Genomic DNA, 6,259 nt, shown 5'->3' with positions numbered 1-6,259 from the left:
CGACACGGATCGTGTCCGTGGTCCGAGCCGGGCGGGCGGAGTCCCTCACGACCTGACCATGTGGATGCGGCCGGAGGCGACGGGGAGGCCCCGAACCATCTCGCCGGTGGAGCAGGGGCTTGTAACGGGACGGGGCCCGGTGGCCACCACGGTGCCGGGCCCCGTCGATGTCCCCGGATGGACGCACCCAACGGTGTACCGGCTCCTCAGGGAGTGCGTTCGTGCGTGTCCGCCGCCTCGACCTCTTCCCGGGTGATGCCGAGCAGATAGAGGACGGTGTCCAGGAAGGGGAAGTTCACCGCGGTGTGCGCGGCCTTGCGTACGACCGGCTTGGCGTTGAAAGCGACGCCCAGGCCGGCCGCGTTCAGCATGTCCAGGTCGTTGGCGCCGTCTCCGATCGCCACGGTCTGCGCCAGGGGCACCCCCGCCTCGGCGGCGAACCGGCGCAGCAGCCGCGCCTTGCCCGCACGGTCCACGATCTCGCCGACGACCTTGCCGGTCAGCTTCCCGTCGACAATCTCCAGGGTGTTGGCCTGGGCGAAGTCGAGCCCGAGCCGCTCCTTCAGATCGTCCGTCACCTGGGTGAACCCGCCCGAGACGACACCGACTTGGAAGCCGAGCCGCTTCAGCGTACGGATCAGGGTGCGTGCGCCCGGAGTGAGCCGGACCTCGGCGCGCACCTTGTCCACCACCGACGCGTCGAGCCCCTGGAGCAGTGCCACGCGCGCGTGCAGCGACTGCTCGAAGTCCAGCTCGCCACGCATGGCGGCCGCCGTCACCTCGGCGACCTCCGCCTCGCAGCCGGCGTGCGCGGCAAACAGCTCGATGACCTCGTCCTGGATGAGCGTCGAGTCCACGTCCATGACGACGAGGCGCTGGGCCCGCCGGTGCAGCCCGGCCGCGACGACGGCGACGTCGACACCGAGTGCCGCGGCATCGGTGGCCAGCGCGGTGCGCAGAGGCTCGGTCTCCACGCCGGACACGGCGAACTCGACGGCCGTCACGGGGTACTTGGCGAGCCGGAAGATACGGTCGATGTTGCCGCCGGCCGCGGTGATGCGGGAGGTTATCGCGGCCGTCGACTGGGCGGTGAGCGGGTGGCCGAGGACGGTGACGAGCGACCGTCCCAGACCGCGCGGCCGGTTGTCGCCGATACCGGAGATGATCTCCGCCTGCATCTTCATGGACTCCGCCCAGCCGTGGACGGTGGCCCGCAGATCACCCTCCAGCCCGGACGGCGGCACGGTCACCAGGGCGCAGAGCACCATCCTGCCCCGGGTGACGACCTGCTCGATGTCGACCACGTCGACGCCGTAGCCGGCCAGGGTCTCGAACAGGCCGGCGGTCAGGCCGGGCCTGTCCTTGCCGAAGATCTTGACAAGGAGAGTGGGGGCGTCGGTGGTGTGCGAAGCGCTCATGGTGTTCCCACCGTATCCGGCACTCAGTGCCTTCCGCGTGCCTGGTCCGTCCAATGGACAGAGAACAGCGGGCAGCGCGCAGATGACAAGCGCCATCACCGGCGGCGAGGGCGCAGGAGGCGGACGGGACCGGGACGGCCCGGGGGAGGAGCCCTGTCAGTCGTCTTCGCGAGGCCGCCCGGGCGGGGGAGGCGGGGGCGGGGGAGTGTCGGGGGCCAAAGGCGTCCCCCGGGGCCGTCGCCTCGGCGGCCGGGCGGGCGGCTCCATCTTCCCGGTCATCGTGGGGGCGCCGTACATGTCACCGGGCGCGGGCGGTGCGCCCGCCTTCGAGGGTGCCCCGGGCTGCGACGGCGTGCTCTTGCCGTACGGGGGAGGAGGCGCCCCCGGGTCTCCGGGCCCCGGCACGCTGCCGCCGGGCGGCTGCCCCGTGCGCTCCTGCGGTGACGCGCCCTCTGGGGCCGCTCCCCGCCCCGGCCGCGCGTCCTTTGGCTCGCGCAGTTCTTCCGGCAGCCGTAGATACGGGTTGGTGTCCGGGTTCGGCGGGCGGTGCGGACGGCTCGGCGTGTAGGGCCCCGTGTGCCGCGGCACCGGCCCGTGCGGCCCTGCCGCGGACGCCCGCAGCCCCGTACCGCCCAGGGCGAGGGGTGCCGCCCGGCTCCCCGCCACCCCGGCGGGGTACGCCAGCAGCGCTCCGACCGCCCCCGCTCCCGCGCCCCACGCCGCGCCCAGCAGCAGCGCCATGCCGAGGTGCCCGTGCAGCTCGATCCCCGCGCCGAACGCGTCGAAGCCGAGCACGGACAGCGAGGCGTCCACCGACACGTCCGTCAGCCAGGCCAGCAGCGGCAGCGCCAACGCCGTCACGATCCCGAGCCGCAGCGCGCAGCGCCCTGCGAGGCCCAGCGGACCCGGATCCCCTGCGACCGAAGGCACCGCGCCTGGGACACTCGCGGCATCCCGCGCTCGTACGAGAGGCGTACGCGCCGCAGTCAGGACTCCCGCGGCGAGCATCATGAGGGTCGCGGCGACGGCCAGCAGCCACACCTTGCCGTCCAGCTCCGCCAGGCGCCCCAGTGTGACCGGCTGGTCGGTGTGCACGCTCAGCAGCCGGCCCAGCGGGTCCGGCAGCACTTTCGCCAGCTCGCCTGTGGCCGTGCCGTCCCACGGTACGAACAGGCCGAGCGGGACGCCCAGCCACACCCCGTTGGGCGCGCCGAGCAGCGCCGCCCCCGCGATCCGTGCCGGATGGTCGTCGCCGATCGCCGCGTACGCTGCCGCCGCGAGCCCGGCGACCACCGCCACCAGCATCATCGTCACCAGCGCGGACACGGCCGGACGCACCACCCGGTGCACCGCTTCCCAGCCGCGCGGCAGGGGCGTGCGCCGGGACGTGAGCAGCGCGATCACCAGGACGCCCGCCGCCCACGCGGTGCCCCCCAGCAGTGTGGGCACCGTGTCGATGGTGAAACCGACCGCGGCCTTCGCGTGGATGAGGTCGCCGAAACGGCCCGGCAGCAGCCCGCCGATGTCCCCGAGCCCGGGGATGCCGCTGCCGCCCCCGCCCGGCAGACCGCCGAGGCCCAGCGAGCCTCCGTCGATGGTGATGACATCGTGGCCGGCCCAGGCGAGAAATCCGAGTACCGCGACGAACAGCACGATCACCGCGCCTGCGCGAGCGAGGAGTTCGGCGGACGCGACCACAACTCCCGTCGCACGGAGGGACCGTAGGAAGAACCAGCTCAGCAGGAGCGCGCCCACCAGGCTCACGCCCAGTGGCGTGATCTGCAGGGCGGTCGTCGCCTCGGCCCCTTTCAGACCGAACGCCGACACGTCCCCGGACGGCGCGACCGACCCGTTCGCCCCAAGTGCCACCGCTGCCGCGGTCATCGGCCCGAGCGAGCCTGCCGCATCCGCCCGGAGCAGATGCAGGCCGAGCGCGGCCGTTGCCGCCATGCCGACCAACGCCCAGCTCACAGAGGCGATCGCGGCCAGCAGCACATCCGTCCACGGCAGCCTCCTGCCGTCTTCCGCGGTCCCGATGCTCATGGTCAGCCCCCCGATCCGCGCCGCGGCGATCCACCGCAGATGTCCCCCCTCACGGGGAATTACCACTCTCCGGGCGGGTTTCACCTTCGTCAACGGGACGCGGCCAGGCGCGCGTAAGCACTCTTCACAAGGCCCGACTTTCGGTCAGAGCGCTGAGCCTGAAATAGTTCCCCACGATGTTCGACATCCCTAGACTCCCTGTGATGGGGGTAACTCGGGGGACAACTCAGTGGGGCATGGAGTGCCGGAACTCGTACTGGAAATGAACGGACGCACCTGGACGCTCGATGCGTCCAGGCCATACACGCTCGGACGCGATCCGCAGGGGGACATTGTGCTCGACGACGCCAGGGTGTCCTGGCGTCACGCCACGATCGCCTGGAACGGGCGTAGTTGGGTGGTCGAGGACCACGGCAGCACCAACGGTACGTTCGTGCAGGGCCAGCGGGTCCACCAGTTGGAGATCGGCCCCGGCTCGGCCGTGAATCTCGGCAACGCGACGGACGGACCGCGCCTGAACGTGTCCGGCGCCGCGGCCGCCGTCACCACCCCGCAGCCCCAGCCCCAGCCGCACGCGGCACAGAACGAGAACGCCGGCTGGGCCCAGCCGGCGCCTCAGCAGTCGGCTCCCCAGCAGAACTGGCAGCAGCCGCAGCAGGTTGCCCCGCAGATCCCGCAGCAGCAGGGCCCCGGTGGTGGCGCGGGGGCGCCGTCGGCCTACGGCGACCGCAGCCCGACCACGTTCCACCAGCTCGCGCTCGACCGTGTGATGCGTATCGGCCGTGCACTGGAGAACGAACTGGTCGTCTCCGACCTCCAGGTCTCCCGCCACCACGCCGAGTTCCACGCAACGCCCGACGGCCGTTTCGAGATCCGTGACCTGGGCTCGCACAACGGCACGTTCGTCAACGGTATGCCGATCGGCAAGGGCGGCTCCGCGCTGCTCGGCCCGAACGACATCGTCGGCGTCGGCCACTCGACGTTCCGCCTGGTCGGCGACCGCCTCGAGGAGTTCGTCGACACCGGTGAGGTCTCCTTCTCCGCCCGCCATCTCACCGTCACGGTCGACGGCGGTAAGCAGATCCTCAAGGACGTCTCCTTCGGCGTCCCTGAGAAGTCGCTGATCGCGGTCATCGGCCCGTCCGGCTCGGGCAAGTCGACCCTGCTGAAGGCGCTCACGGGATACCGTCCCGCCAACCAGGGCGACGTCCTCTACGACAACCGGAACCTCTACAAGCAGTTCGCCGAACTGCGCCAGCGCATCGGCCTGGTCCCGCAGGACGACATCCTGCACAAGGAACTGACGGTCAAGAAGGCCCTCAAGTACGCGGCCAAGCTGCGCTTCCCCGCCGACACCACGGCCGCCGAGCGCGAGGCCCGCATCGACGAGGTGCTGCGCGAGCTGAAGCTGGACATCCACAAGGAGAAGAAGGTCACCTCCCTCTCCGGTGGCCAGCGCAAGCGCGTCTCGGTGGCCCTGGAACTGCTCACCAAGCCGTCGCTGATCTTCCTGGACGAGCCGACCTCCGGTCTCGACCCGGGCATGGACCGCGACGTCATGCAGCTGCTGCGCGGCCTTGCCGACGACGGTCGTACCGTGCTCGTCGTCACGCACTCGGTGGCCGAGTTGGCGATCTGCGACAAGCTCCTGGTAATGGCCCCGGGCGGCTCGGTTGCCTACTTCGGGCCGCCGGAGGAGGCACTGAACTTCTTCGGCTACGAGACCTGGGCCGATGTCTTCTCCGCCTTCGAGAACTACCGCGACTACGACTGGGCGGGCCGCTGGAAGGGCTCGCAGCACTACCAGATGTATGCCGCGGACATCGACGCGGTCGCCCCGCAGTCGGTCGACATGCCGTCACCGCAGGCGATCAAGCCGCCCAAGCCGCAGGGCTGGTTCTCCCAGCTCGGCACCCTGATCCGGCGCTATGTCGCGGTCATCGGCTCCGACAAGGGCTTCCTGGCGCTGACGGTGATCCTGCCGGCGGTGCTCGGCGCGGTGAGCCTGCTCATCGACCACAACCGAGGCCTGCTGGTCAACCCGGTCAACCCGAGGACCGGCATGCACGTCCCGAACGGCACGGCCACCACGGTTCTGCTGATCCTCGCGGTCGGCGCCTGCTTCGCGGGCGCCGCCAACTCCGTCCGCGAGCTGATCAAGGAACGGGTCATCTACGAGCGGGAGCGCGCCACCGGCCTGTCCCGTTCCGCCTACCTGATGTCGAAGGTGATCGTCCTCGGTGCCGTCACCGTGCTGCAGGGCCTCATGGTCGGCCTGATCGGCTTCTCCAGCCGTGAGATCCCCAAGGACGGCCTCGTCCTGGGCAACGCCACCCTCTTCGAACTGTGCCTGCCGATCATGGCGCTCGGCTTCACCTCGATGATGTTCGGCCTGGTCATCTCCGCACTGGTGAAGACCGCCGAGAAGACCATGCCGCTGCTGGTCATGTTCGCGATCATCCAGGTGGTTTTCACCGGCTGTCTCTTCACCCTGCACGGCACGATCGGCGTCAACGAGTTCTCGTACCTGATGCCCTCCCGCTGGGCGGTCGGCGCCGCCGGTACGACGCTGGACTTCAACAACATCGCCCCGAACACGGACGACCCGACCAACACGGATCCGCTGTGGGACCACACGGCGTCGGCCTGGGGCCTGGACATGGCCGCCCTGATCGCTATCGGCGTGGTCTGCGGCTTCCTGGTGGCCCGCTTCCTGCGCCGCCATGAGCCCGAGGTCATGCGGAAGTAGCCGGCCGGTTACAGCGCGAAGGGCGGCACCCCACAGGGGGTGCCGCCCT

General features: G+C 70.8%; 3 protein-coding genes. 1 reads left to right on the top strand and 2 read right to left on the bottom strand.

Going from position 1 to position 6,259, the window contains the following annotated elements; translation table 11 throughout:
• Nucleotides 1-206: 206 nt before the first annotated feature.
• Nucleotides 207-1,418 carry a phosphoserine phosphatase SerB gene (gene serB, locus BIV24_RS29340; RefSeq protein ID WP_071369502.1) on the bottom strand — a complete coding sequence of 404 codons (1,212 nt, stop codon included), beginning with the start codon at nt 1,416-1,418 and terminating at the stop codon, nt 207-209.
• A 156-nt stretch (nt 1,419-1,574) separates the two neighbouring features.
• Nucleotides 1,575-3,461, bottom strand: coding sequence for a streptophobe family protein (locus BIV24_RS29335; protein ID WP_071369501.1), 1,887 nt, complete (start codon nt 3,459-3,461; stop codon nt 1,575-1,577).
• 241 nt (nt 3,462-3,702) lie between these two features.
• Between BIV24_RS29335 and BIV24_RS29330 the strand changes: the two genes are divergently transcribed.
• Complete coding sequence (locus tag BIV24_RS29330) at nt 3,703-6,210, top strand: ABC transporter ATP-binding protein/permease (RefSeq protein WP_071369500.1); 2,508 nt, start codon at nt 3,703-3,705, stop codon at nt 6,208-6,210.
• The last annotated feature ends 49 nt before the right edge of the window (nt 6,211-6,259 follow it).

This window comes from Streptomyces colonosanans (assembly GCF_001866645.1).
In the GTDB taxonomy this organism is placed as follows: domain Bacteria; phylum Actinomycetota; class Actinomycetes; order Streptomycetales; family Streptomycetaceae; genus Streptomyces; species Streptomyces colonosanans.
This window is presented reverse-complemented; position numbering and strand designations above follow the sequence as displayed.